The 22668-nt window shown below is 65.1% G+C and carries 23 protein-coding genes; 8 read left to right on the forward strand and 15 right to left on the reverse strand.

Translation table 11 applies throughout. From position 1 onward, the window contains the following. Positions 1 to 1486: 1486 nt before the first annotated feature. From gatB to gatC, 6 genes are all read right to left on the reverse strand, one after another. Positions 1487 to 2974, reverse strand: coding sequence for an Asp-tRNA(Asn)/Glu-tRNA(Gln) amidotransferase subunit GatB (gatB, locus tag AAFG13_RS07205; RefSeq protein ID WP_342711585.1), 1488 nt, complete (start codon positions 2972 to 2974; stop codon positions 1487 to 1489). 118 nt (positions 2975 to 3092) lie between these two features. Beyond that, positions 3093 to 4454: a patatin-like phospholipase family protein gene (locus AAFG13_RS07210; RefSeq protein ID WP_212318785.1), complete on the reverse strand. Its 1362-nt coding sequence runs from the start codon at positions 4452 to 4454 to the stop codon at positions 3093 to 3095. A 165-nt stretch (positions 4455 to 4619) separates the two neighbouring features. Next, the gene (locus AAFG13_RS07215) at positions 4620 to 4901 is read right to left on the reverse strand and encodes a hypothetical protein (RefSeq protein WP_212318700.1); all 282 of its coding nucleotides are present in this window, start codon (positions 4899 to 4901) and stop codon (positions 4620 to 4622) included. Positions 4902 to 4904: 3 nt separating this feature from the next. Next, complete coding sequence (gene gatA, locus AAFG13_RS07220; protein WP_342711586.1) at positions 4905 to 6380, reverse strand: Asp-tRNA(Asn)/Glu-tRNA(Gln) amidotransferase subunit GatA; 1476 nt, start codon at positions 6378 to 6380, stop codon at positions 4905 to 4907. Next, positions 6377 to 6619, reverse strand: coding sequence for a hypothetical protein (locus AAFG13_RS07225; RefSeq protein ID WP_173642511.1), 243 nt, complete (start codon positions 6617 to 6619; stop codon positions 6377 to 6379). Before AAFG13_RS07225 ends, gatA begins: the two co-directional genes overlap by 4 nt. Positions 6620 to 6642: 23 nt before the next feature. Then, positions 6643 to 6930 (reverse strand): Asp-tRNA(Asn)/Glu-tRNA(Gln) amidotransferase subunit GatC, encoded by a 288-nt coding sequence (gene gatC, locus AAFG13_RS07230; protein ID WP_207829947.1) that lies wholly within the window; start codon positions 6928 to 6930, stop codon positions 6643 to 6645. 362 nt (positions 6931 to 7292) lie between these two features. Here gatC and AAFG13_RS07235 point away from each other — a divergent pair, with 362 nt between their 5' ends. Beyond that, entirely contained in the window at positions 7293 to 7469 is a 177-nt protein-coding gene (locus AAFG13_RS07235) for a hypothetical protein (RefSeq protein WP_212318696.1), read from the forward strand. Between the two features lie 27 nt (positions 7470 to 7496). Here AAFG13_RS07235 and AAFG13_RS07240 read toward each other — a convergent pair whose 3' ends face one another. The 3 genes from AAFG13_RS07240 to AAFG13_RS07250 form a co-directional block, all read right to left on the reverse strand. After that, on the reverse strand, positions 7497 to 7811 hold the full coding sequence (locus AAFG13_RS07240; RefSeq protein ID WP_212318694.1) for an NIPSNAP family protein: 315 nt from the start codon (positions 7809 to 7811) through the stop codon (positions 7497 to 7499). A 103-nt stretch (positions 7812 to 7914) separates the two neighbouring features. After that, a complete protein-coding gene (locus AAFG13_RS07245) occupies positions 7915 to 8991 on the reverse strand; it encodes a nitronate monooxygenase family protein (protein ID WP_342711587.1) in 1077 nt (358 codons plus the stop codon). An 18-nt stretch (positions 8992 to 9009) separates the two neighbouring features. Then, positions 9010 to 10011: a nitronate monooxygenase gene (locus AAFG13_RS07250; RefSeq protein ID WP_342713566.1), complete on the reverse strand. Its 1002-nt coding sequence runs from the start codon at positions 10009 to 10011 to the stop codon at positions 9010 to 9012. 96 nt (positions 10012 to 10107) lie between these two features. Between AAFG13_RS07250 and AAFG13_RS07255 the strand changes: the two genes are divergently transcribed. The 4 genes from AAFG13_RS07255 to AAFG13_RS07270 all read left to right on the forward strand — a co-directional run bounded on the left by AAFG13_RS07255 (position 10108) and on the right by AAFG13_RS07270 (position 12988). Next, positions 10108 to 10998 carry a LysR substrate-binding domain-containing protein gene (locus AAFG13_RS07255; protein WP_342711588.1) on the forward strand — a complete coding sequence of 297 codons (891 nt, stop codon included), beginning with the start codon at positions 10108 to 10110 and terminating at the stop codon, positions 10996 to 10998. Between the two features lie 74 nt (positions 10999 to 11072). Next, positions 11073 to 11555, forward strand: coding sequence for a Holliday junction resolvase RuvX (gene ruvX / locus AAFG13_RS07260; protein ID WP_212318685.1), 483 nt, complete (start codon positions 11073 to 11075; stop codon positions 11553 to 11555). A gap of 2 nt (positions 11556 to 11557) precedes the next feature. Further along, a complete protein-coding gene (locus AAFG13_RS07265) occupies positions 11558 to 12484 on the forward strand; it encodes an AEC family transporter (RefSeq protein WP_342711589.1) in 927 nt (308 codons plus the stop codon). A gap of 138 nt (positions 12485 to 12622) precedes the next feature. Then, positions 12623 to 12988, forward strand: coding sequence for a hypothetical protein (locus AAFG13_RS07270; protein ID WP_342711590.1), 366 nt, complete (start codon positions 12623 to 12625; stop codon positions 12986 to 12988). Between the two features lie 11 nt (positions 12989 to 12999). Here AAFG13_RS07270 and AAFG13_RS07275 read toward each other — a convergent pair whose 3' ends face one another. The 6 genes from AAFG13_RS07275 to AAFG13_RS07300 all read right to left on the reverse strand — a co-directional run bounded on the left by AAFG13_RS07275 (position 13000) and on the right by AAFG13_RS07300 (position 19329). Next, entirely contained in the window at positions 13000 to 14211 is a 1212-nt protein-coding gene (locus tag AAFG13_RS07275) for an ABC transporter substrate-binding protein (protein ID WP_212318681.1), read from the reverse strand. A gap of 664 nt (positions 14212 to 14875) precedes the next feature. Beyond that, positions 14876 to 15643, reverse strand: a complete 768-nt coding sequence (locus AAFG13_RS07280; protein ID WP_212318679.1) for a CPBP family intramembrane glutamic endopeptidase — start codon at positions 15641 to 15643, stop codon at positions 14876 to 14878. Between the two features lie 128 nt (positions 15644 to 15771). Further along, positions 15772 to 17415, reverse strand: coding sequence for an acyl-CoA dehydrogenase family protein (locus tag AAFG13_RS07285; RefSeq protein ID WP_342711591.1), 1644 nt, complete (start codon positions 17413 to 17415; stop codon positions 15772 to 15774). 134 nt (positions 17416 to 17549) lie between these two features. Continuing rightward, positions 17550 to 18002: a hypothetical protein gene (locus AAFG13_RS07290; RefSeq protein WP_212318675.1), complete on the reverse strand. Its 453-nt coding sequence runs from the start codon at positions 18000 to 18002 to the stop codon at positions 17550 to 17552. Between the two features lie 35 nt (positions 18003 to 18037). Then, positions 18038 to 18451: a hypothetical protein gene (locus tag AAFG13_RS07295; protein WP_342711592.1), complete on the reverse strand. Its 414-nt coding sequence runs from the start codon at positions 18449 to 18451 to the stop codon at positions 18038 to 18040. Positions 18452 to 18582: 131 nt separating this feature from the next. Continuing rightward, entirely contained in the window at positions 18583 to 19329 is a 747-nt protein-coding gene (locus tag AAFG13_RS07300) for a M15 family metallopeptidase (RefSeq protein ID WP_312011635.1), read from the reverse strand. A gap of 242 nt (positions 19330 to 19571) precedes the next feature. Between AAFG13_RS07300 and AAFG13_RS07305 the strand changes: the two genes are divergently transcribed. The 3 genes from AAFG13_RS07305 (at position 19572) to plsY (ending at position 22654) form a co-directional block, all read left to right on the forward strand. Continuing rightward, entirely contained in the window at positions 19572 to 20525 is a 954-nt protein-coding gene (locus tag AAFG13_RS07305) for an aspartate carbamoyltransferase catalytic subunit (protein ID WP_173642499.1), read from the forward strand. 4 nt (positions 20526 to 20529) lie between these two features. Further along, positions 20530 to 21831 carry a dihydroorotase gene (locus AAFG13_RS07310; RefSeq protein WP_212318670.1) on the forward strand — a complete coding sequence of 434 codons (1302 nt, stop codon included), beginning with the start codon at positions 20530 to 20532 and terminating at the stop codon, positions 21829 to 21831. A gap of 226 nt (positions 21832 to 22057) precedes the next feature. Next, a complete protein-coding gene (plsY, locus tag AAFG13_RS07315; protein WP_342711593.1) occupies positions 22058 to 22654 on the forward strand; it encodes a glycerol-3-phosphate 1-O-acyltransferase PlsY in 597 nt (198 codons plus the stop codon). Positions 22655 to 22668: the final 14 nt, after the last annotated feature.

The raw sequence follows: 22668 nt of genomic DNA on the forward strand, positions 1-22668 counted from the left end.
CGCGGCCCCCGTCCACTGTTAAGCTACCCTGTCATTCCCGGGCTGATCCTTTGGATCATGCCCCGCGCCGATCACTTGGATCACCGCGCGCCGTTTGCCGGCTTGTTGGGATGATCATGGCCCATCAAATTTGAAGAGCGGTTTAAGTATCGCGATGAACGGGATGTAAATCGGGCCCGCCCGGCACGTTCCCCGGAATCGCAGAAGTGCCTGTGCCGCAGGCATTTCCGTGCATTCGTGAACGCCGGTTTACCCTGGTGCTTTGGACTAGGATAACCATCGCGGACAATGGCCGCGGGCGCCGGCCGGTGCCGGCCGCCGACGCATGTAATCAGTCGATGAGGTGATAGCGGGCTGGCACGCCTGGCGGGACGGTCCGCGGAGCCGCGGTGCGGTCGAGCGCGCAACAACAACGCGAGGCTGTCAGGCCCGACGTCGATCCGGAAAATGGGATGTGGAAAGTGGCTGCCGGGCGCGGACTGCGCGGGCCGCCGGAACGAGGGGGTCGGCGAACACGTCAGGACCAGATTTCAGCTCGGCATTCTCGCCGGTGAAATTGCGGAACCGAGCCGGCCCCGCACCGAACGAAGAAATCTCTGTTTCTTCTGCCGGACCGCTTTTGGGAAGGTTGCCCTCTCCGAAATTCGATCCAGCCGTTTGACCTGATGTCTCGCCGACACCCTCTTTCGTCAGCCAGAGCCTTGGGGTGGGATGTGCCTCTCAGCAGTCCGTCCGCTGGCTCTCGCGACGTGCCGGCATCAAGCCGCCGGCAATCCTCTCAAGGCGAGAGGCTTACTTCTTCTTGGCGACCTTGCGGGTCTTCTTCGCAGTCTTCTTCACTGCGCTCTTCGCCTTCTTCGCCTTCTTCGCCTTCTTTGCCTTCTTAGCCATGTTGCCCTCCAGTATGTGAGATGGCTCTCGCTGCGTGCACTCGGGAATCGATATGCACTACTTCCCGAATACACCAACAGACCGAAAAAAACAGTGTCCCGCTTAAGGAAGTGTTGACGCAGCGGTGGCAGTGCGCACAGCGCGCGGCACCGATCAAATCGGCATTGCGTTCGCGCGACGATGCAAGAAGTGCAAGAGCGGCCGACATCGGCATTTGTCAACGTTGCAGGAAACGCCTGTATTGCAGGCATTTCTTGAATTCGCATTCGAGCGATCGACGCGCGATCGTCATTGCGCTGAGTCGCAAGCCGTGACGAAAAGCGGCGCGTCGCGAACGCCGAGTCGTAATTTTTGGCAACGAAAAAATTTTCGTGGGTAAGACCGCTTTTGCCTCGTTTGAGGTCACCGGGACCGGATTCGCGAACGAATCGCAGCTTCGCCGATTCGGCGTCGAAGGCGTCAGCGCGACCGTCGAGGGCGGGTGTGAGGCAGGATCACGCCGCGTTCACGCGCGCGCGACGACGCCGATGGCGACGGCGCGAGAGCGTGATCCGACTGGATCATGCGCCAAGGACAACATCATTGTCCTGTTCGTTCAGATGCCGAGCTTGGACTTCAAGAGCTCGTTGACCGCCTTCGGGTTCGCCTTGCCGCCCGACGACTTCATCACCTGACCGACGAACCATTGAAGGGCTGCGGGCTTCGCCTTTGCCTGCTCGACCTTGTCAGGATTGGCCGCGATGATGTCGTCGACGACCTTCTCGATCGCGCCGAGGTCGGTAACCTGCTTCATGCCGCGCGCCTCGACGAGCCCGCGCGGATCGCCGCCCTCCCGCCAGACGATCTCAAACAAGTCCTTGGCGATCTTGCCGGAAATCGCTCCCTCGCCGATCAGATCGACGATCGCGGCGAGTTGCTCCGCCGACACCGGCGAGGCTGCGATCGCGACGCCTTCCTTGTTGAGACGGCCGAACAGCTCGTTGATCACCCAGTTGGCGGCAAGCTTGCCGTCGCGCGCCTTGTCGGCGAGACGAGCGAGCACCGTCTCGTAGAACTCCGCGCTCTCGCGCTCGGCAACCAGCACGCTCGCATCATAGGACGACAGGCCGAAGCCCGTAATAAAACGGGACTTCTTCTCGTCCGGCAGTTCCGGCAGCTGCGCCTTGAGTTCATCGACGAAGGCCTGGCTGAATTCGAGCGGCAGCAGGTCGGGATCGGGGAAGTAACGGTAGTCGTGCGCCTCTTCCTTGGAGCGCATCGAGCGCGTCTCGCCCTTGTTCGGGTCGAACAGCCGGGTCTCCTGGTCGATCGAGCCGCCGTCCTCGATGATCTCGATCTGGCGCCGCGCCTCGTACTCGATCGCCTGGCCGATGAAGTTGATCGAGTTCATGTTCTTGATTTCGCAGCGGGTGCCGAGCGCGGTCTCGCCATGGCGGCGCACCGAGACGTTGACGTCGGCGCGCAGGCTGCCCTTCTCCATGTCGCCGTCGCAGGTGCCGAGGTAGCGCAGGATCGAGCGCAGCTTGGTGACGTAGGCCTTGGCCTGCTCGGCATCGCGGATGTCGGGCTTGGAGACGATCTCCATCAGCGCGACGCCGCAGCGGTTGAGGTCGACATAGGACATCGTCGGCGACTGATCGTGCAGCAACTTGCCGGCGTCCTGCTCCAGATGCAGCCGCTCGATCCCGATGGTGACGCTGCGGCCGCCATCGAGCTCGAGCACCACCTCGCCCTCGCCGACGATCGGCGACTTGTACTGGCTGATCTGGTAGCCCTGCGGGGAGTCTGGATAGAAGTAGTTCTTGCGGTCGAACACCGAGCGCAGGTTGACCTTCGCACTCAGCCCGAGACCGGTGCGCACCGCCTGGCGGACGCACTCCTCATTGATCACAGGCAGCATGCCCGGCATCGCGGCATCGACCAGCGAGACATGGGAGTTGGGTTCGCCGCCGAACGCGGTCGACGCGCCCGAGAACAGCTTCGCGTTCGAGGTGACCTGGGCATGGACCTCCATGCCGATCACGACCTCCCAATCGCCGGTGGCGCTCTTGATTAGCTTGTGAGGGGCAGCGGATGCGGTCATGGATCTCGGTTTCCGGATAAAGTGATATCTGGGATGGATTGGGCTTCGCGCAACCGATCGCGCCAGTCAAGCCGCCTTGCAGTCCCCTTGCGGCCCGCACTGGCGCATCTGGTACAGATCAGAGCCCGCGCCGGAACTGCTGATAGGCCTTGCTTGAGCGTAGTGCGTCCGCGCCGCCCGTGATCAGCTGGTCGACCTGCTCCGGCGGCAGCGAAAGCCGCGTCGGAATGGCGTTCAGGATGCCGGCGCGCTCCGGTCCGAGCCGGTCGAAGCCGAGCCGCTCGACATAGATCGCGACGTCACCGCATTTCCAGCCGGCGCCGACGCCGAGCCTGGTGCGATCCGCCGCCGACAGGCCGCAGCGCCAGTGCTTCAGCTTGCCGGACCAGTCGCTGGCGAGCGCCGTGAAGGCGGCGTAGCTGGAGCGCACGCTGGCATCGATCGCGGTGTCGGCGGCCGCGGACACCAGCTCGACGCCGCTCGGCCCTTCGAGCGTCTGCACGAAATCGCCGGAGATGCCGCGGCCGGCATCGACCACCAGGAACAGGATGCGCCTGAGCTTGGCCGCCTGCCGTTCGCTCAGCGGCTCGTAGGGGCGTTGCGCGGCGAGCAGGCCGATGCTCAGCCCCGACAGGCCGTAATTGTCGACGAGGCCGCCATCGAGCAGCTTGACGTAGCGCATCGAGCCGTCGCGGTAGCGTGCCTGGGCCTCGGCATAGGAGCGCAACAGCGGCTGCGCGTTCGGATCGTTGCGCACCCGATCGAGCCAGGACGGCAGCGGCGCGGCGCAGCCGCCGGGATAGGTTTGCAGCACGATCGGGGCGAATGCCAACGGTACCGCGGCGGATGCCGCCACCGCTTCGGCGACACGATAGGAGCGAATGTCGCTGCACAGCGCATCGAACGACGTCTTGCCGAACACGAACGGCGTGCGATTGTAGATGTCTGACGCGTTGATCCACACCCGCGGCCGGCGGTCATCTGGCAATGCCTCGAACCGCGCGCCGTCGAACAGGTTTTGATCGAGCCAGTCGGTGAACTGGCTGTCGTTGACGCCGCCGCCCAGCGCGCGCCCGATATTGCCGAGTGAGATCCTGGTCTTCAGTCCCTCCTCGGCATTGCGCAGCAGGAAGCGTTCGCGGAAATCGTCGAGCGCCGCACGGCGCTTCAATCCGAAATAGGCGGCGGTGACCGATCCGCCGGAGACGCCGGAGACGAAGTCGACACGGTCGAGCAGTGTCTTGGTGCCGGCGGCGCTGGAGCGCACCCGGTCGAGCTCTTCCAGCACGCCGAACGAAAACGCCGCGGCGCGCGTGCCGCCGCCGGAGAACGACAGCGCAAGCAGCAGATCGTCTTCATAGCTTGGAATATCGCTGACACCGTTGGTGTCGGCAGCCGCGGCGCCGAGCGGCACGTTGCCCGGGAGATTGTAGACGGTTGCGCAGCCGCCAAGGCCCACCGCCACCGCAGCCACCAGCAATGCTGACAGCCATCCCCCTATGCCCGACCCACGCACGAATACTCTCTTTGCCGCTGGCCCCCGCCCGGTTCCACCAGCCTATCACGGCCAATCTGGGCGGCGGCATGGCGGCCGAAACAGGGTTAATGCTCGCGGTGCCAAGACACCGCACTTGGCACCGGTTGTTCAGACCAAAAGTGCGGAGACGATCCGCTCCCACTCGGCCTCTACGGTATCGTTCGCGACAGGCTGGCCGGCCCGGCGATACCAGTAGCCGGCATTGCCGAGATCGCCCTCGACGCGATGCAGATAGGCATGCACCCAGGCCGAATTGGCGTCGTTCTCGTCTTGCACGATGCGGTGCGCCTGATCCCAATCGCCCTTCCTCGCCCACCACAACGCGGCAAGCGGCGGCGACAGCGCGCTATCCGGCGCAGCGTCAGCGAGACTGGCGCGGAAATCCGCCATCGCTCACCACCATCTTGGCGCCGCGAACCGGCCGGCCGCCTGCTCGATCACCTCGCCGAGCGAGAACAGCGTCTCCTCGTCGAACGGACGGCCGATCAGTTGCAGGCCGAGCGGCAGGCCTTGCGTCTCCTTGCCCGCGGGCACGGCGATGCCCGGCAGGCCCGCCATGTTCACGGTCACCGTGAAGATGTCGTTGAGATACATCTCGACCGGATCGGCACCGCCCTTCTCGCCGATGCCGAATGCCGCCGACGGCGTCGCCGGCGTCAGGATCGCGTGCACGCCCTTGGCGAAGCAGTCCTCAAAGTCCTTCTTGATCAGCGTCCGCACCTTCTGCGCACGCAGATAATAGGCATCGTAGTAGCCGGCCGAGAGCACATAGGTGCCGATCAGCACGCGGCGACGCACCTCGTCGCCAAAGCCGTCGGCGCGGGAGTTCTCGTACATCTCGATGATGTTCTTGGCCGGCTCGCGCAGCCCATAGCGCACGCCGTCATAGCGCGCGAGGTTCGACGAGGCCTCCGCCGGCGCTACGATGTAATAGGCCGGCAGCGCGTATTTGGTGTGCGGCAGCGACACCTCGACGAGCTCCGCACCCGCGGCCTTCAGCCACTGCGCGCCCTCGCTCCAGAGTTTTTCGATCTCGGCAGGCATGCCGTCGAGCCGGTACTCCTTCGGGATTCCGATCTTCATGCCCTTCACGGACTTGCCGATCGCGGCCTCGTAATCCGGCACCGCGATGTCGACCGACGTGGTGTCCTTGGGATCGTGACCGGCCATCGAGCGCATCAGGATCGCGGCATCGCGCGTCGTGCGCGCGATCGGGCCGGCCTGGTCGAGCGAAGACGCGAACGCCACGATGCCCCAGCGCGAGCAGCGGCCGTAGGTCGGCTTGATGCCGACGGTCGCGGTGAACGCGGCGGGCTGGCGGATCGAGCCGCCGGTGTCGGTCGCGGTCGCGCCCATGCAGAGCAGTGCAGCGACGGCCGAGGCCGAGCCGCCGGACGAGCCGCCCGGCACCAGCGTGGTGTTGGAGCCTTCGCGCCGCCACGGGTTGGTCACCGGGCCGAAGCACGAGGTCTCGTTCGACGAGCCCATCGCGAACTCGTCATTGTTGAGCTTGCCGAGCAGCACCGCGCCGTCGCGCCACAGCTGCGAGGTCACCGTCGACTCGTAGGGCGGAATGAAATTGCCGAGGATCTTCGAGCACGCCGTGGTTCGGATATCGCGGGTCGCGAACAGGTCCTTGATGCCGAGCGGAATGCCGGCCAGCGGTCCGCCCTCGCCCTTTGCAATCTTCTCGTCGGCGGCCTTCGCCATGTCGCGGGCGCGGTCCGGCGTCTCGAGCACATAGGCATTGAGCACGCGCGCGGCCTCGATGGCGGCGAGATGCGCATCGGTCAGTTCGCGGGCGGTGAAGGATTTGCTCGCCAGGCCCTCGCGGGCCTCGGCGATCGTCAGCGATGTCAAATCGGTCATTTATTGATCGGGCTGCAGAAGAACGGAGACAGGGTCTTGTCGTTGGCGGGGTCGTCCTGCCGGGGGCTCATATTTCTCTGGGCATTTTCCTTGGCGCGGGCGGCATCGAGCGCCTCGAGATGGTCGAGCACGGCGTCCATCGCCGCATTGGGATCGGCGACCTTCCCCTTGCGCTCCATCGCATCGAGGAAGTCCATATAGGCCTTGTAGGCCTTCTCATCGTCGCAGAGCAGACACATTGGGACCGTCCCAGAACAGAGAACTACTCGACCACCTTCGGCACCAGGAAGAAGTGGTTGGTCGTATCGGGCGCATTGCGGACGATGTCGTCGGCGATTTCGCCGTCATTGACCACGTCGGCGCGCTTCTTCATCTCCATCGGCGTCACCGAGGTCATCGGCTCGACGCCGTCGACATTCACTTCCGACAGCTGCTCGACAAAGGCCAGCATCGCGTTCAGCTCGCCCTGGAGATGGGGAACTTCGGCGTCGCTGACCGCAATCCGCGCCAGGTGCGCGATGCGGCGGACGGTCGTGGCGTCGACGGACATTATATAGGGCCTCGGGTCTCAAAAGGTCAGCCCGCCGTATAGCAGAGGCCGGTTTTGCGCCGCAACCGCGCGAATCCCGCAGCCCCGGGGCTTCGGCACCCTGCCGGGCACCCGGGCGAGCCATTCCGGCGCGCATTCGGGCCGCAAAAGCCTGCGACGAAACCACTTTGCGGCTGCCACGAAGTGGTGCCGAAACATTCGGGGCGCCTACTCCCTCCAAATCAAAAAGTTCGGAGTGCGTCATGCAAACACTGGAAAACCGCCCCCGGCCGGAGGGCTGGGATCCCGCCCTGTGGTCGATCGGCACGGTGCTGGGGATTGCGATCCTCTACGTGGCCTGCCTGGTCTGAGCGAGGCGAGCGATGGCCAAATCCCAGGCAAAAGCTCTGCAGGAAAAGGCCGAGATGTTCGAGCGCCGCGCCGAGCGCGCCGCGGATCCGATCTCCCGGCAGCATTACAGGGAAATGGCCGCGCATTATCGCAGGCTCGCGACCGAGCATCTGGAGATCAACCAGAGCGAGCCCGCACGCCAGGCCTGAGAGTGCGATCCGGCCCGCCGCGGTCGGCTAGGCCTGCTTCGGCAGCAACGGCCGAAAGAACGACCGCTCATAGCGGACAAAGCAGCGCGTCTCCCTCGCGAAGGCGATCGCCTTCTGAACGTCCGGATCGAGCGCTGAATCCTTGCGGTACTGTTCGTAGGCCGCAAGGCTCGGAAAGCTGAAAATCGCCAACGCGACGTCGCTGGCGCCCTCGGACGGCAAGAAATAGCCGTGATGAATACCGCCAAACCGCGGCACCAGTTCCAGCCACATCGCACCATAGGCCTCGAATTCGGCGAGCTTGTCCGCACGAACTTCGTATCGCAGATAACAGGTGATCATGCCGTGGTGCTCCTGCGCCAATAGAACTGCCGCCTCTCGATACCCGGATATCGGAGGTGGCAGTCCGGGGGCATACACCGAAATTGCGCGGACGGAGGTGAAATCAGCCCGCCATCTTGCCCATCCGTGCCAGCGCGGCACCTGCCAGCGCGCGGGTCAGCTCGGCGGCCGGCATTTCCTTGCCCATCCGCACCGCCTGCCCGGCCCAGAGGTTGGTGAAATCGACCTTGCCCTGTTTTTCGGCAGCCGCCTTCAGCGGCCCGAGGGCGGTCGCCGCGTGCGGGAACGCCGGCGCGTCTGGTGAGATCGGGCCGACCTCGCGCATCACGCGGTTGGCGACACCCCGCGCCGGGCGGCCGGTCATCACATTGGTGATGACGGTCGATTCATCGCTCGCCTGCGCCAGCGCCACACGGCCCGCCGCGCCGACCTTGGATTCTGGACAGCGCAGGAACGCGGTGCCGATCTGCACAGCGGATGCGCCGAGCGCGAAGGCCGCCGCGATCCCCCGTCCGTCCGCGATGCCGCCGGCCGCCACGACCGGCACCTTCACCGCGTCGACCACCTGCGGCAGCAGCGAGAACGTGCCGGGCTGCTCGGCGATATCATCGGTCAGGAACATGGCGCGATGGCCGCCGGCGTCGGCGCCTTGCGCGATGACGACGTCGGCACCGTTCTCCTCGAGCCAGATCGCCTCCTTCACTGTCGTCGCCGACGACATCACGATGGCGCCCGCTGCCTTCACCCGCTGCAACAGTTTTGGCTCCGGCAGGCCGAAATGGAAGCTGACGACCTCGGGCTTCAGCTCCTCGACCACTGCGCAGAATGCCGCATCGAACGGCGCGCGGTTCGCCGCGTTGATCGGCGCATCCGGATCGAGGCCGTGTTCGCGATAGTAAGGCCCCAGTCGCTGCCGCCATTGCGCCTCGCGCGCCGGATCGGCGTCGACCGCCTTGTGGCAGAAGAAGTTGAGGTTGAGCGGCGCAGACACGCGCTGGCGGATGATGTTGACCTGCTCACGCGCCTTTTCCGCCGAGAGCATCGCACAGGGCAGCGAGCCGAGCCCGCCGCCCTGCGCAACCGCAATCACGAGCTCCGCATCCATCACGCCGGCCATCGGCGCCAGCACGATCGGGAATTCGGTCTTGAAACGATCGATCAATCGACGGTCCGGCCACATGGTCTGTCTCGCGCTTGTTCAGGACAAAGAGGAAAGAGAGTTGCGCCGGCCCTGCAACGTCTGCTCGGCCTCGGCGACAATGCGGCCGACGATCTCGGCCACGGGAACGATATCATGGATCAGCCCGACGGACTCGCCGGCAAACACCGCGGCAACATCGAAATTGGCCGCTTCCCTCGCAGCGGCGTATTCCTCCGCGATCTCGTCCGCGCGCTGCATCAGCTCGATCTCGCGGCCGCTCCAGCGCCGCAGATGGTCGTTGGAGAGCGAGCGCGCGGTGAACGGCGCCGGCCACATCAGCTTGCGCGACCAGTCCATCACCACGCCGCGCACCGTCTCGCCGCTCTTTGCCGCGCAGATCAGCTGCTTCGCCCGCTCGGGCGCATCGGCCTCGACGCTGGCATGGAAGCGCGTTCCCATCAGCACGCCGGATGCGCCGAGCATCATCATCGCCGCGAGGCCGCGGCCATCCGCGATGCCGCCGGCTGCGACGACAGGGACGCGCCCTGCCGCGAAATCGATGATCGCAGGCACGATGTCGAGCGTGGTGCGCGAAGCGCCGTGACCGCCCGCCTCCGTGCCCTGCGCGATCAGGATGTCGGCGCCGCAATCGAGCGCTTGTTGCGCCATCTCCTCGCTCTGCACCTGGCAGATCAGCAGCGCGCCCGCGGCCTTGATCTTGGGCGCGAACGGCGCGGGATCGCCGAATGACAGCATCACCGCGCGCGGTCGCGCCTCCAGCGCGATATTGATCAGCTCCGGCTGCTTCGCGAGGCTCCAGGTGATGAAGCCGATCCCGAATGGACGGCGATATCGCCTGAGCACCGCCGTCTCCGCCTCGAGCCAGGCTTTATCTCCATAGCCGCCGCCGAGAATGCCGAAGCCGCCCGCATCGCTCACCGCCATGACGAGCCGGCTTCCCGTGATCATCGCCATCGGCGCCGCCAGGATCGGATGCGCGATGCCCAGACGTGCCGTCAATTCGGTGCCGGTCGGCATGCGTTGCTCCCTGTTCTGGATTTGCTGTTCTGGACTCGCAGCCTAAGCGGGCCTAACATTCTCGGAAAATGAATACTAGAGAACGCTACCATCTCTAAAATGAAACGGTGGTCCCAGATGGAATTGACCGACCTGCTCACCTTTTCCACGGTCGCCCGGCTCGGCGGCATCACCCGGGCCGCCGACGAGCTGAACACCGTGCAGTCCAACGTCACCCAGCGCATCAAGGCGCTGGAGGCCGAGATCGGCACGCCACTATTCGAGCGTCACAGCCGCGGCATGTCGCTGACCGGCGCCGGCCGCCGCCTGCTGCCGTATGCGCAGCGCATGGCGGCGCTGTCGCGCGAAGCTGTGCTCGCCGCGCGCGACGATGGCGAGCCGAAGGGGCCGCTGTCGATCGGCTCGATGGAGACGACAGCCGCGGTGCGGCTGCCGACGCTGCTTGCCGAGTTTCATCGCCGCTATCCGGCGGTGCGCCTGACCTTGCGCACCGCGCCGACCGCCGACCTCGTCGCCTCCGTGCTCGACGGCTCGCTCGATGGCGCCTTTGTCGCCGGTCCGATCGAGCACGCCGAACTGTCGGCGACATCAGCCTTCACCGAGGAACTGGTGCTCGTCACCGCGCAGCGCTGGAAGTCGCTCGCCGCGTTGCGCGCCGGCACGCCGGAGTCGGGCCCCACTGCGCTCGTGTTCCGCACCGGCTGCACCTATAGGCAGCGCCTCGAACAGGTGTTCACCGAGTTCGGCTGGCCGTCGGCCGCCCGCTTCGAACTCGGCACGCTCGACGGCATGGTCGGCTGTGTCGCCGCCGACATGGGCGTCACCTTGCTCCCGCGCGCGGTCGTCGAGCGCGACCACGTCCAGCGCGACATCAAGATCCACAAGCTCAGTTCGCAGCATGCGCATGTCGAGACGCTGTTCATCCAGCGCCGCGCCACGCACCAATCCAGCGCGTTGCAGGGACTTGCCGCATGCCTTGGCGGCGACGATCGGGTCATCGCCGCCTGACCGGCGTTTTCGCATGGACGGCCGCCCGCCGCCGGGCTTTGCCTCGGCGCGCGGGTGCGTGCTAAGCGCAGGCCATGCCCGCCCCCATCCTCCCCCTGATCGAAGCTGCGCCGCACTGGCCCGAGCGCGGCGCGCTTGTTGGCCTCGACCTCGGTACCAAGACCATCGGCGTCGCCGTCTCCGATCCGGACCGGCGGCTCGCGACCGGCGTCGAGACCATCCAGCGCAAGCAGTTCAAGGCCGACGCCGCGCGGCTGTTCGCGATCGCGGCCGAGCGCAATGCCGTTGGCTTCGTGCTGGGCCTGCCGATCAACATGGACGGCAGCGAGGGCCCGCGCGCGCAATCGACCCGGGCCTTCGCCCGTAATCTCTCAAACCTCACCGCGCTTGCGATCGGGCTGTGGGACGAGCGGCTCTCGACCGCCGCGGTCGAGCGCGAGCTGATCGGGATGGACGTCAGCCGCGCCCGCCGTGCCGAGGTGATCGACGAGCACGCGGCGATCTTCATCCTGCAGGGCGCACTGGACCGGCTGGCGAAGCTGCGCGGAGACCGCTGACGATGGCCGTGGTGATCGCGGCGCTGCTGCCGGTATTTTTGCTGATCGTGCTCGGCTTCATCCTGAGACGCACGCTGATGCGGCTCGACACCCAATGGCATGGGCTGGAACAGCTCACTTACTACGTGCTGTTCCCGGTCCTGCTGGTGCAGACGCTGGTCAAGGCCGATCTGACCAAGGTGCCAGTCGCGGGCGTCGGCGGCGCGCTGCTGCTCGCCGCGCTCGTGATGTGCCTGCTGTGTCTTGCGCTGCGGGCCCCGCTCGCCCGCGCCGGGGTCGACGGCCCCGCCTTCTCCTCCATCTTCCAGGGCGCCACTCGCTGGCAGACCTATGTCGCGCTGTCGGTGTCGGGCAATCTCTATGGCAAGGTCGGACTTGCGCTGGCCTCGGTCGCGATGGTCGCGATCATTCCGCTGGTCAACGTCTTCAGCGTCGCCGTGCTGGCGAAATATGCCTCATCCGGCAAGCGGTCCGCGGGCGCCATCGGGATGACCGTCGTGAAGAACCCGCTGATCTGGGCCTGCGTCGTCGGGCTCGCCATCAACGTCACGCATGTCCCGCTGCCGAAAATCTGGCACGACGTCGCCGACGCGCTCGGCGGCTCGTCGCTGGCGATCGGGCTGCTCGTGACCGGCGCCGGGCTGCATCTGGAAGGTATCTTCCGTCCCAGCCTCGCCGCCAGTATCGCGCTGGTCCTGAAGCTGGTCGCAATGCCCGTCCTGACCGTCGCGCTCGCCGTATGGTTCGGCGTCACCGGCGCCAATCTCGCCATCGTCGCGGCCTGCGCCGCGGTGCCGACCTCGCCGTCAGCCTATGTGCTGGCGCGCCAGATGGGGGGCGACGCCCCCCTGCTCGCCCAGATCATCACGCTGCAGACGATTTTGGCCGCGATCACGATGCCGATCGTGATCGCCGTCGTTGGGCCGTAGACGTTTCCTGAGATCACCGCCTCCGCCTTGCCCTCGGTGAGCGACTCTGAGCGAGCGCGGATACGTGTCGGCGTTGGGCCAGGCTCACATGACGTGCTAGAAAAGAGAAAATGGAGAGGAAGCCAGTCTGGGCAGACTATGGATGAACGGCCGAAACCGTTAGAAGTTATCGTTGGCGAAAAGCTGAGTGCCGTCACTTTCGTGTTGGATTATTGGCAGCTGCAATTCGACGGACCAAGCATCAATGCTCTTACGCGTCTGGAAGTAAGCGCCGACGGGGTGGTCCTGCGCGACGGGAATGACCAGTTCAGAAATCTCATCTGTGGTCAAATCGGGAAAGTCGTCGTAAGCGTTGCGCTCACACGGCCGGAAGCCTTCACGATCACCTTTGAAGACCGATCCGAGATAAGAATCTCACTGAAATGGGAGGATTATCGAGGGCCCGAAGCGATGATCCTCTTTGGTCAGAACTCACCGACCGTGGTAGTCCGGACAAACAATTGAGGCCTGCTGCGCTATTTTCCGGACGAACCGGTGAACGCCGTATCGAGCACGTCACCGATCGGCTGCCAGCTGCGGCCGTCAAACTGGAGCAACCGCAATTGCTCGACCGGACGGAACTGACCGGTATTGATCTTGATGCCGGGGAGCAAGGCGGATGCCTGATAATCCCTGAGTGCCGCAGCCTGCTTCATGACGTTTTCGCGCGACAGGTCGTTGCCGCATTGCCTGAGCACCTGGACCAGCGTTTCGGCGGCCGCATAGCCGTAGACTGCAGCAGCGTCATCCTTGCCGCCGGCTTTCGTATACTTGTCGAGGAAGCTGCGCCAGGCGCCCTGCTCTTCCCTCCAGGCCGGATCACTTGCATCCTTCAGGAAGGCGGCAGTGACGACCCCGGTCGCATTCTCCGTGCCGGCCGGCTTGAGCACCGTCTCGATCGATGACGCCATCTGGTTCACGATGAACACCGGTCGCCAGCCGTGCTCGGCCGCGGCCCGGATCACCTTCGAGGCATTTTCCGGCACTCCGGCAAACACAAAGACCTCGGCCCCCGATTGCTTCAGGATCGAGATGTGGCCGTCCAGATGCTGATCGTCGACATCATAGGCGATGTCGACCCTGATATTGTGGGCGACGTCTCCCAGACCTTGCACCAATCCCTTGAACAATTCCCGGCCGAACTGGTCGTTCTCCCAGAGCGCCACGATCTTCTTTCCGGGATAGAAGGCCTGGATGTAATTGGCGTAGATGCGCCCCTCCTCGCGGTATGAGGGCTGCCAGCCCATGGTCCACGGATAGACCGATGGCTCGCTGAGGTCCTGATCGCCGGAGGCAACAAAAAGCTGGGGGACCTGCCGTTCGTTGAGATACTTCCGCGCGGCGAGATTCCCCGGCGCGCCAAACGAACCGAACATCAAAAGCACATTGTCGGTCTCGACCAGAATGCGCGTGAGGTCCATGGCGTTGGAAGCATCCGACAGATCGTCGTAGGACATGAAGCGGATCTTGCGGCCGCCGATTCCGCCGCGTTCGTTGATCATCTCGAAATAGGCGGCTTCCGCCTTGCCGATCTGGCCGAAGATCTCCAGCGCGCCGCTGTACGGCATCAGATTGCCGATGCGGATTTCGGTATCGGTCACGCCCTGGTCTCGGACCTGCTGCGTGATGGCGCCGAGAGACGCCAGCGCGACGACGCTGGCCAAGAGCGTTCGGATCAACCTAGCCATGACAAGAGCTCGCACGACGGCAGCCGCCGCTGCCTAGTTTCGGTCCGGCCCGCGCTCATTCATTGATCTAGATCATAGCACTCGAGAGGGACGCTGGCATCCCCTCCGTCAGCTTCCCGAGCGGACGCCTACGCGCCGCTACGGGTTCCGGACCATCATGCTGCAAACGATCACGGCGGCCATTGCGATGCCGATCGCGATTGACGCGGTTGGGCTTTGAGGCACTGCTTCACCAGATCATCGCGCGTCACCGCCACGCCACTCGACAATTGTGCTGCGCTCGTGAGGTGATGTTGCAAAGCGGGCCTTCAGATACCTCGCCTGCGTGCGCTCAACCCGCAAGCGATCCCCAATTGCGGCCCTGAGAACCTCATGCCTCTCGCGATCTTCCGGCAATGCAGGGTGAGATTCGACAGAGACCTCGCCCCGCGCAAATGCTGAGTTCCAGCGCAGCCAAATGTCCCAGTCTTCGAGGACGAGGGCGAAAAGGCCTTCGTCGACCGGCGAAACAAAAAAGTGTCGCCGTATTCTTCTGAACTGTGGTCGAACTCAGCCTCGTGGATGTGCGGCACGCCATCGACGTCTGCGAGCCCCAGGCGGGGCCCGTCATAATATTCGTTGATCGTGTGGACGCGGTCCCAAGCCATTGAACGCCTCGCCTGTATCAGCCCGCCAGCCACCAGGTCTGCAGCGTCGCCGCAAAATTGTTCAGCCCGTGCAGCAGGATGGTCAGCCAGGTCGAGCCGGTGCGGAAGCGCAGGTAACCGAACAGGAACCCGATCGAAAGCACCTCACAGAGGAAGAACCAGTCGTACTGCAGGTGCATGAAGGTCCAGACGATCGACGACAGCAGGATCGCGCCATAGGGGCCGAGCCGGGATTCCGACCAGCCGCGATAGAGCCAGCCACGCGCGAACAGCTCCTCCCAGAGCGGCGCGGCCACGGCGAAGGCGATCACCAGAAGCCACAGCGCGCTGTGCTCCTGCGCCGATTTCAGCACATCGCCCATGAAGCCCGGCGTCACCTCGCGGCCGGCGGCGCGGGACACCATGTCCCAGGCGCCGACCAGCACGACGAGCGCGACGACGCCGATGATCACGTTCTTCCACGACGTTCCGCGCAGCCCGAGGTAATCGGCGAACGGGATCCCGGTCCGGCGGATCGCGAACCACAGCACCAGCAGCACCATCGGCAGGCCGGCGAGCACCGAGAGCGAAATCGTCAGACCGTCGGCGACCACATGGGTGATGCCGGCCGCCGACAGTTCTCCGCCCTGCTCGATGATGCGGTAGATGACGACGGCAACCTGGCCGACGAACATTGCGACGAAGATCAAAAGGCCCCACAGCGCGGTGCCCCAGAACTTCCAGACCCGCGGTGGTGGCGGCGGTTCGATAGTGGCAGTCGCGTCGTGCGGCGTGAGAGAATCCATCAGCGAACCTCGGCTCTATCAATTCGTCATGGCCGGGCTTGTCCCGGCCATCCACGTCTTTTCTTGCTCCGCCGAAGCAAAGACGTGGATGCCCGGCACAAGGCCGGGCATGACGGTGGTGAATATGGTCATGGCAGCGCCCGCGCCAGCAGCGCGCGCTGATCGGTATCGGAGAGGTCCACCGCGCCGTACATGCCGGCGTGGCGTTCGGCAAGCCGTGTCGCCGCGAACAGTTCGGCATTTTTCGGCGAGACCTGGTTGAGCGCCGCAGTGGCAGCCAAGAGCGCCAGCTTCTCGACTGCAAGCCGTGCGATACGCTCGCTGTCCGGGCGGCGGAACGATTGTCCGATCGACGCAAGTGCCTCAACGGCGCCCGGCAGACCCCTGGTCTCGTCGGCGAGCGTACGCAGCACAGCGAGCGCGGCATCGGCCTCGCGGCCGAGTGCGCGCAACACGTCGAGGCACATCACGTTGCCGGAGCCTTCCCAGATCGCATTGACCGGCGACTCCCGGTAATGCCGCGCCAGAATGCCCTCCTCGACATAGCCATTGCCGCCGAGGCACTCCATCGCCTCATAGAGGAAGCCGGGTGCGCTCTTGCAGGTCCAGTATTTGATCGCCGGCGTCAGCAGCCGCATATAGGCAGCCTCGCCCGGGTCAGTGGGCGCTCGATCGAAGGCGCGGCACAGCCGCATCACCAGCGCGATCGACGCCTCGACATGCAGCGCCATGTCCGACAGCACCGCCTGCATCAGCGGCTGGTCGGCGAGACGCCTCTGGAACACGCTGCGATGCCGCGCGTGATTGAGCGCATGCGCCAGCCCCGAGCGCATCAGGCCTGCGGAGGCGATCGCACAATCCTGCCGCGTCAGCTGCACCATCTGGATGATGGTGCGGATGCCCTTGCCCTCGTCGCCGATCAATTCGGCATGGGCGCCGTGGAATTCGACCTCCGACGATGCGTTGGAGCGGTTGCCGAGCTTGTCCTTCAGCCGCTGGAAGTGGATCGCATTGACCGTGCCGTCGGGCGCAAAGCGCGGCATGAAGAAGCAGCTCAGGCCCGCGCTCGTCTGCGCCAGCACCAGGAAGGCGTCGCACATCGGCGCCGACATGAACCATTTGTGCCCGGTGATGCGCCAGGCATCGCCGTCGCGCTCGGCGCGCGTCATGTTGGCGCGCACATCGGTGCCGCCCTGCTTCTCCGTCATGCCCATGCCGAGCGTCATGCCGCGCTTGGTCCACCATGGCGCAAAGCTCGGGTCGTAGGCGCGCGTGGCGATGACCGGCATCGTCTTCGCCAGAATATCCGGCTGCGAGGCCAGCGCCGCGACCGAGGCGCGCGTCATCGTGATCGGGCAGAGATGACCGGTCTCGACCTGGGAAGCGAGATAGAACCTTGCCGCGCGCACCACCTCGGCCGCCCCGCCGGCCGGCTTGCCGTCGGCGGTCCAGGTCGAGTTGTGCACGCCGGCATGGGCCGAGTGCGCCATCAGCTCGTGATAGGCCGGATGAAACTCGACCTCGTCGCGGCGGTTGCCCCTGGCATCGAAGGTTCGCAGTTTCGGTGTGTTCTCGTTGGCGACGCGGCCGCGCTCCGCCATGACGGCCGATCCCCAATGCTTGCCGAAATCCACCAGCTCTGCGCTAGCCGCCGCCCCGCCATTGGCGGCGACCGCCGCGGCTAGCGGCGCGTCCGCCGTGAAGAGATCGACATCCCAAAATGGCGGCGACTGGTTGAAGACATCGTGGGTGGCGAACGGAGCCTGCGTCATGGTCTCCTCGGCGATTGGTCGCACTGCGCGCGATGCCCGGACAACGGTCTTCGTTGGTGGCAGCAGCGCCGTAATTGGAATCGGGGGATCATAAGCCTGCGAGCCGGCGCGGGGCAGCGAAAAGTACGCGTCCGCTAGATGCTTCCGTGCCTCGGAGCGTGGCGGCCGAGCCAGCGGTCGACCCAGTCGTTGGCGCGGGTCCGGTTCGCCTCCCTCCTGGACGCCTGGACCGGAAAGATGTCGCCGCGGTTCAGTTGCCGGTTATCGGGGTACTCGGCCAATTGCAGGTTCGATTCATGCGCGGCGCCGTCGACCGGAGAGATGTAGGCAAACCGGATCTCGATCTTGTGCTTGATGTCGGAGCCCTGCCATTTTGGATGATGACGCGCCAGAAGCTCGACAAGCTCGCAAGGCAACAGATCCGAGGTCGAGCTCCGATTGTCCTCGGTCTTCTCCATATAGCATTGCTCCTTGACGCTGCTGACGCGCGCGTCGATCGGCCGGAAGTTCACCCGCTTGTCGAACTCGATGTAGGCATAGAGGCCCGCGACGCCGATAGCGATCATCCCGTAGAGCCCCAGACGCATGGTCGAACTCCCATCCTGTCGGACCGCTGTGACGGTCAGATCATGCGCGTCTTGTCTGCCTTGGTCTTGGAGGCCAGTACCGGAAAAACCTCGCCGGCGCGCAGCGGCTTGCCGCTGGGGAAGTACGACATCTCCAGGCTCGACTGGTGCGAGACGCCATCGACCGGCGAGACATAGACGACGCGCACCTCGATTTTGTGCATCACGTGATAGCCCTGCCACTTCGGATGCTCCTTCCGCAGCAGCTCGGCGGTTTCGCAGCGAGTGAGGTCGGACGTGAACGTCGTCTTGGTGATGACGCCGCGCTCGACCTTTTCCAGATAGCACTGGTCATTGACGCTGCTGATGCGCGCATCGACGCGCTGGTAATTCGCGCCCTTGTCGTACTGGTCGTAAATCGCAATGCCGGCAGCGCCGACGACAATGATGGCAATGGCTCCGAAACGCATGCTTCGTGCTCCTGTAATGCCCGCACTTCAAACGGCCACAATTAAGGAGTGTTGAACGCGCGCCCAGCTACTTTTGCGATGGCAAGCCTTCTCTTGCCGAAATGCCTCGGATTTGAGGAAATTCCGTCGCGTCAGCGCGGCCGCGCGATTGGGAAATCATAGGCCGGCCCGCCGGCCTCCGGCAGCGAAAAGTGCCACCATTCCTTTGAATAGGTCACGAACCCCTGCCGGGCCATCGCCGCGACCAGAAGGTTGCGCCAGCGGCGCTGCGCCGGCGTGATCGCGCTGGCGGCGGTATGCCCCTTCACGTCGGAGCAATCGTAGCCGGTGCCCATGTCGACGCTGCCCTCCGGGGCACGCTCGGCGACCTGCGCGGTGCAGTCGGCATAGTCCTTGGCCGGATCGAACTTGCGCGAATTGTCCGCGGTCAGATCGACCAGCGTGAGATCGAGCGCCGCCCCGGTCGAATGACCGGAATGGGTGGCGATGTAACCGAGGCGGAACAGATCCGCCTTCGAGAACGCCGGGTTGTAGCGCCGCTCGGCGGCGGTCTCCTTGCCGTTCCGCGACCACGCCACCATGTCGGCGACAGCGCGGGCCGGCCGGTAGCAATCGAACATCTTCAGCGACAGGCGTTGCCGCGCCAGTTCCTGCTGCACAGCCTTGAGCCGCAGCCCCACCTCCCGCTTCACCACGCATTCCGCCGCGCCATAGCCCGCGATCGGCCGCCCCATGAAATTATTGGAGGTCGCGTAGCGGATGTCCTGGATGATGGTCGGATCGATGTCGCGCAGGAACGCGAAGTCGCCGGGCAGCTTCTGGGCGAAGGCAGACGAGATCGCCCCGAAGACCAGCAATGCGATCACGGCAATTTTCACGAGTCCCCGCTCCGCTGTCTTGCCTGCATGGCCGTCCAAGGGACCACCTCGCCTATGCTCCGCCTGAGCCCGGTCCTCCACGTCTTGTTCCGGAAAAACCAGCAAAAGCAAGGCGCGGACAGCTCGCAACAGGCCCAGGCACGATGGCGTAGAAACCCAGCCCCATCTTACTCGGGGAAAACTCCGCCTAGCCCTCTTCGCGCTTGCCCCACCGGCCATCCGCGCCTATAGCTCTCGCTTTAATGACCCCATCATTAAAATCGACTTTTGTCCTCGGTCACCGGCATCTGCTGGGCATCGAGGGCCTTTCCGCTGACGACATCACGGGCCTGCTCGACCTCTCCGAGGAGTATGTCGAGCTCAACCGCCAGGTCGACAAGAAACGCGCGAGTCTGCGCGGCCGCACCCAGATCAATCTGTTCTTCGAGGCCTCGACCCGGACCCAGTCCTCGTTCGAGATCGCCGGAAAACGCCTGGGCGCCGACGTCATGAACATGTCGGTGTCATCGATGTCGACCCGCAAGGGCGAGACCTTGATGGACACCGCGGTGACGCTGAACGCGATGCACCCCGATATCCTGGTGGTGCGCCACCACGCCTCCGGCGCGGTCGAGCTTTTGGCGCGCAAGGTTGACGGTTCCGTGATCAACGCCGGCGACGGCGCCCACGAGCACCCGACCCAGGCGCTGCTCGACGCGCTGACCATCCGCCGCAACAAGGGCCGGCTCGAGGGGCTGACGATCGCGATCTGCGGCGACGTGCTGCATTCGCGCGTGGCGCGTTCCAACATCTTCCTGCTCAACACCATGGGCGCCCGCGTCCGCGTGGTGGGCCCCTCCACATTGCTGCCGCGCGGCATCGAGCGGATGGGCGTCGAGGTTGCGCGCGACATGCGCGAGGGGCTGAACGGCGCCGACATCGTGATGATGCTGCGGCTGCAGCGCGAGCGCATGAACGGTTCCTTCGTGCCTTCGAGCCAGGAGTATTTCCACTATTTCGGCCTCGACCAGAAGAAGCTCGCTTACGCCAAGCCCGATGCGCTGGTCATGCATCCCGGCCCGATGAACCGCGGTGTCGAGATCGACACCTTCGTCGCCGACGGCGCGCAATCGCTGATCCGTGAACAAGTCGAAATGGGTGTGGCGGTGCGCATGGCAGTGCTCGAAGCGCTCGCCCGCAACCTGCCGAACGCGTGACGCCATGCTGACTGACCGCCGCCCCATCCTGCTCGCCAACGCCCGCGTCATCGATCCGTCCCGCGACTTCGACGGTCCGGGCGACGTCCTGATCGCCGACGGCGTGATCCGTGACGCCAAGCGCGGCATCGGCGCCGCCGGCGTCCCCGAAGGCACCGACATCGTCAATTGCGCCGGCAAGATCGTGGCCCCCGGCCTGATCGACATGCGCGCCTTCGTCGGCGAGCCCGGAGCCAGCCACCGCGAGACCTTCGCGTCCGCCAGCCAGGCCGCCGCCGCCGGCGGCATCACCACCATCATCTGCCAGCCCGACACCTCGCCGGTGATCGACAATTCGGCGACCGTCGACTTCGTGCTGCGCCGCGCCCGCGACACCGCGATCGTCAACATCCACCCGATGGCGGCGCTGACCAAGGGCATGCAGGGCCAGGAGATGACCGAGATCGGCCTGTTGAAGGCCGCCGGCGCGGTTGCCTTCACCGATGGCGACCGCAGCGTCACCAATGCCCAGGTGATGCGGCGCGCGCTGACCTACGCTCGCGATTTCGACGCGCTGATCGTGCATCACACCGAGGACCCGAATCTGGTGGGCGAAGGCGTGATGAACGAGGGCGAGTTCGCTACGCGGCTCGGGCTCGCCGGGATTCCGACCGCCGCCGAGTCGATCATGCTCGAGCGCGACATGCGGCTCGCGGCGCTGACCGGCGGGCGCTATCACGCGGCGTCGCTGACCTCGATCGAGTCGCTGGAGATCCTCAAGCATGCCCGCGACAACGGGCTCAACGTCTCGGCTTCGGTCTCGATCAACCACGTGACTCTGAACGAGAACGACATCGGCCCCTACCGCACCTTCCTCAAGCTGGCGCCGCCGCTGCGCACCGAGGAGGACCGCAGGGCGCTGGTCGCAGCGCTCGCCTCCGGCCTGATCGACGTCGTGATGAGCGACCACAATCCGCAGGACGTCGAGGTCAAGCGGCTGCCGTTCGCGGAAGCGGCGAGCGGCGCGGTCGGCCTGCAGACCATGCTGCCGGCGGCGCTGCGGCTGATCCACAATGGCGAGATGGAGTTCAAAACGCTGATCCGGGCGATGTCGACGCGGCCGGCGGAACTGCTCGGCCTGCCCGGCGGCACGCTGCGCGCCGGGGCCCCCGCCGACGTGATCGTGATCGACGCCGACACCCCCTGGGTGCTCGACCGCGACGACCTCAAATCGCTGTGCAAGAATACGCCGTTCGACGACGCCCGCTTCTCGGGCCGCGTGACGCGGACGATCGTCGGCGGACGGACGGTGTACGAACACGTCTAAATTGGCGTGGAACTCAGCGCGCCGCGAGTTGCGACATCGCTTCCATCGTCGTTCCAACGACGATGGCCGCGACGTAAACCACAAAGAAAACCTGCTCAAGCCGCCTGCGAACAGAAGCCATGATAAGCTCCCTCATTTCCAAGGCCATGGTGCGGATTGATGGTTAATATTTCATTGACGGAATTGGCAAAAATGGACCGGATCGACCGTCCAGGGAACCACCGCGATGTCTGCTGACGCGCTGCTGCTCGCCGCCTTCCTGATCGGCTATCTCCTGGGCTCGATCCCGTTCGGCATGATCCTCACCAGGCTCGCCGGCACGCAGGATCTGCGCACCATCGGCTCGGGCAATATCGGCGCCACCAACGTGCTGCGCACCGGCCACAAGGGCCTCGCCGCGGCGACGCTGATCGGCGACATGCTCAAGGGCACCGTCGCCGTCATCATCGCGGGCTCGATCGACGGCCCGAACGCGGCGATGCTCGCGGCGCTGGGCGCGTTCCTCGGCCACCTGTTCCCGGTCTGGCTCAGGTTTCGCGGCGGCAAGGGCGTCGCGACCTATATCGGCGTGCTGCTCGGCCTGTTCTGGCCCGCGGCGCTGATCTTCGCCGTGATCTGGATCGGCACCGCCACCACCACGCGCTACTCGTCGCTGTCGGCGCTGATCGCCGCGTTCGTGACGCCGCTGTTCCTGTGGTGGTTCGGCCACAACGCGCTCGCCTCGCTGTTCGCCGTGCTGACGCTGCTGCTGTTCTACACACACCGCGAGAACATCAAGCGACTGCAGGCCGGCACCGAAGGCAAGATCGGCGAGAAGAAGTGACGTCAGTCATTCCG

This window comes from Bradyrhizobium sp. B124 (assembly GCF_038967635.1).
GTDB lineage: Bacteria > Pseudomonadota > Alphaproteobacteria > Rhizobiales > Xanthobacteraceae > Bradyrhizobium.